The organism is Blastomonas sp. (assembly GCF_041747255.1).
Taxonomy (GTDB): Bacteria; Pseudomonadota; Alphaproteobacteria; order Sphingomonadales; family Sphingomonadaceae; genus Blastomonas.
This window is the reverse complement of the sequence record NZ_JBGTFM010000229.1, coordinates 1-3432: the sequence shown is the minus strand read 5'-3', so window position 1 is coordinate 3432 and position 3432 is coordinate 1. Positions and strand designations below refer to the sequence as shown.

The window sequence follows — 3432 nt, the reverse complement described above, 5'->3', positions numbered from 1 at the left end:
CACGCCTTTCACCCGGACGGGACGTGGATGTTGGGCCGCTGACCCGAACGGGTCTGCAGCCCGCCCTGCTCAGGCGGTGCCGCGCACCGGATAGTCGTTTTTCATCACAAAGCCCAACCCTTGCATCAGATCGTCCACACGCGGGCGTGCAAACGGGGTGTTCTGCAAGTATAGCGCATAGATGCTGCCATCGGCTTTTAGAACGGCAATACCCGGTTCAGCAAAGTGGACAGGCTCCGCATCCTTTGCCTTGTTTGAAAGGTAGAGGCCCCATTCACGGGCGGACGCTTCAGTTAGGCCGTGACCGATGGTCAGGTTGCCCAGATCCCATTCCTTTCCTTGGCGCGCGAACCGCTCACTGTCATCCATAGACACTGCGGCAACGGCCAGACCGGCTGCGCGAAGCTCATCTTCGCGCCTCGCCAGTTCTTCGATCTGGGTCTTGCAGACGGGGCAGTGAACGCCGCGGTAGAAAAAGATCACCGACAAACCGCCCTCCGGAGTGGCGGGCAGTGTGAATGGTGCGCCGTCAGCGGTGTAGGCGTCGATTGCGGGGGCTGTCGTGGCTGGCATGGGCGCTGAATGTGACATGGATCATTTCTTTCATTGTAACGACTGGAGGAACCGGTTCAGATGTAGATAACGAATTACAGAACGATTGGTTTCAAATTCCCTGACAAACCCAATGAGGACCTGATACCCATGCACACACGCCCCATTCTTGTGTTTGACGTGAACGAGACCCTTTTGGATCTGGACCATCTGCGCCCGCTGTTTGCGGAGCTGTTCGGTGACGGGTCGGTGATGCGCGACTGGTTCGCACAGCTTATCTTATATTCCCAGACCCTGACGATGACCGGATTGCACAGCGATTTCGGGTCATTGGCCGTTGCCGTCTTGCAGATGACCGGCGACATCAGGGGCGTCACGATCACTGATCAGGACGGCACCCGATTGCGCCAGGCTATCGGATCCATGCCGGCACACCCGGACGCGGAGAAAGCGCTGGCTCATCTGCGCGACCACGGGTTTCGTATGGTAACGCTGACCAACTCGCCGCCCTCTGACGGACCTTCAGCTTTGGATCGGGCTGGTCTCGGCGGATATTTCGAGACCAGCTTCAGCGTCCAGCCGACCGGATGCTTCAAGCCCGCGCCGCAAACCTATCAGCAGGTCGCGGACGCCTTGGCGGTGCCGCCGCGCGACCTGTGCCTTGTTGCATGCCATGTCTGGGACACGATCGGGATGCAAGCCATGGGCGGCAGGGGCGCGTTGGTCACGCATGGCGTGAATGCCCCCCTGCTACTGTCGGGAGTGCCGCAACCTGACCTCATCGCCTCTGACCTGGGTGAATTGGCAAAAGCGATGGTGGTCGAGTGGGGCACCCAGAACGCGGGGCGTTAGTCTACCGAATAGGCAGCAAAGGCCTCATCGACCGGGGTCGCTGCCAGGTGGTTGGTGTAGTTCGACAGCGTCTTGCAGGCGATGGCGAGGACAATGCCCAAAACCTGCTGGTGCCCGAACCCGGCAGCAAGAAAATCGTCCACTGCTGCTTTCCCGGGATTGCCATGCGACACGACCATTGCCTGCGTAAACTGTGCCACTGCCTGTAGTTTAGGGTCGGGCAGATTGGTGCCATCGCGCAGAGAGGCCAGACTGTCTGCGGGAACCTTGGAGATCTTGTGGGCAATCATCGAATGCGCGGCGGTGCAGTAAGTGCATCCGTTGGCGCGGCTGACGGAGAGAAACACGGTTTCCTGTTCCGCTGGCGTCAGGCCCGACTGACTGCGGAATGCGTCATATGCTGCCATATAGGTGCCAAGAACGGGCGGCAGGATGGCCATATACCCATACATATTGGGAACGAAACCCAGCTTGGACTTGGCGTTCGCCAGAAGCGTCTGCGCCTCGCCCGTGGCTGTGTCGAGTGTTTCCGGGGTCAGATCAAGGAGCGGTGTCGGCATCGGGTTTATCCTTCATTTTAAGAATAACAGTTCTGTAAATTGAACTCTCCTCGTTTTCCAGCTAATTCCAGAACTTCCGTTTCAAAAAAGATGGTTTCATGGTCTCCGCCACTCCTTCGACCCGCCCCCGAGGCCGTCCACGCGGTTTTGACAACACTGCAGCCCTTGAGGCAGCCATGCGCGTCTTCTGGGCTCGTGGCTATGATCAGGCGTCAGTTGAAGTCATTTGCCGGGAAACCGGGATGCCGCGAGGTAGCCTGTATCAGCTGTTCGAGGGAAAAGAGGGCCTGTTTCTGGCCGCAGTTGCCCACTACGGGGAGACGCGGCTGCGCCCAGTGACCGAGACTTTGGACCCGAAGGGAACGCTCGCTGAGGATCTCTCGGAATTTTTCGTTCAGGTTGTGCATCTGGCCTGCAGCAATGCAGAAACGCCGGGCTGTTTGATCTCGTCAGTGCTGGCAGATGCGGCGGTGACGACGGTGGCGTTTCAGGCCGAGCGTGATCACCGGTTTGACGCGCTCGAAGCGCGCATTGCCGCGCGTCTCGTACAGGACGGTTGGCCCCAAGATGGTGAGTGTTCCTCGCGTGTTGCGGCATCGCTGGCTGCCGCGATGGCGCGCGGCATCGTTTCGAGGGCGCGGTCGGGGCAGGGTGCGGATCTGCTGCGGCCGGTCGCAACCGCCGCCGTGACAGCACTGATGGCATTGCGCCCTTAGACACGCTGTCGTGACCACATTCTACAACGTGTCCTGTAACGAAGAACGCATTCGGTAGACCTGTGAGATAGCGGGCCTTCTAAGCGAAGGCCGTGTAGAATGTTGTGAGGAAGTGTCGTGAAAAAATCTGTCTTGTTGATCGCCCTCGCAGGGCTTGTCGCAGCAGCGCTATGGCTGCTGGCGGGTCAGGAGATCGACCTGCAAACCCTGCGGGATCGATTGGCCGCAATCAGCGCGTTCCAAGAGAGCCGTCCTTTCCTCGTGGCAGGCCTGTTCTTGGCTGCCTATGTCGCCGTGGCGGCGCTGTCCCTGCCCATTGCTGTCTGGCTGACGCTGGCGGGTGGCGCGCTGTTCGGGTTCTGGACCGGCCTGCTGATCGTGTCATTCGCCTCGGCCATCGGCGCGACACTGGCTTTTCTGGCCTCGCGCTATCTGTTGCGGGATTGGGTGCGGGCACGGTTGGGCGCGCGGGCCGAGGGGATCGAGGCCGGACTGGCGCGCGACGGGGCCTTTTATCTGTTTTCCTTGCGACTGATCCCGGTGGTGCCGTTTTTTGCGGTGAACCTGCTGATGGGATTGACCCCAATCCGGGCGTGGACCTTCTATTGGGTGAGCCAGGTGGGCATGCTGGCGGGCACGGCAGTTTATGTGAATGCGGGAACCCAGTTGGCGGGCTTGGACAGCCTTTCAGGCATCGTCTCGCCGCCGCTTCTGGCCTCGTTCGCGCTGCTGGCGGTCTTTCCTTGGATTGC

General features: G+C 60.1%; 5 protein-coding genes. 3 read left to right on the top strand and 2 right to left on the bottom strand.

The annotated features are described in order from the left end of the window. Positions 1-69: 69 nt before the first annotated feature. Positions 70-573, bottom strand: coding sequence for a redoxin domain-containing protein (locus ACEW8G_RS08180; protein WP_373487934.1), 504 nt, complete (start codon positions 571-573; stop codon positions 70-72). Between the two features lie 129 nt (positions 574-702). Between ACEW8G_RS08180 and ACEW8G_RS08175 the strand changes: the two genes are divergently transcribed. Further along, on the top strand, positions 703-1404 hold the full coding sequence (locus tag ACEW8G_RS08175) for a haloacid dehalogenase type II (RefSeq protein WP_373487933.1): 702 nt from the start codon (positions 703-705) through the stop codon (positions 1402-1404). Here the strand turns inward: ACEW8G_RS08175 and ACEW8G_RS08170 are convergent. Then, positions 1401-1964: a carboxymuconolactone decarboxylase family protein gene (locus ACEW8G_RS08170; RefSeq protein ID WP_373487932.1), complete on the bottom strand. Its 564-nt coding sequence runs from the start codon at positions 1962-1964 to the stop codon at positions 1401-1403. The genes ACEW8G_RS08175 and ACEW8G_RS08170 overlap by 4 nt on opposite strands. A 176-nt stretch (positions 1965-2140) precedes the next feature. On the opposite strand from ACEW8G_RS08170, the gene ACEW8G_RS08165 reads away from it, so the two are divergent. After that, on the top strand, positions 2141-2680 hold the full coding sequence (locus tag ACEW8G_RS08165; protein WP_373487931.1) for a TetR/AcrR family transcriptional regulator: 540 nt from the start codon (positions 2141-2143) through the stop codon (positions 2678-2680). A 135-nt stretch (positions 2681-2815) separates the two neighbouring features. Beyond that, positions 2816-3432 (top strand): TVP38/TMEM64 family protein (locus ACEW8G_RS08160; RefSeq protein ID WP_373487930.1); only part of this gene is annotated, 617 nt, incomplete at its 3' end.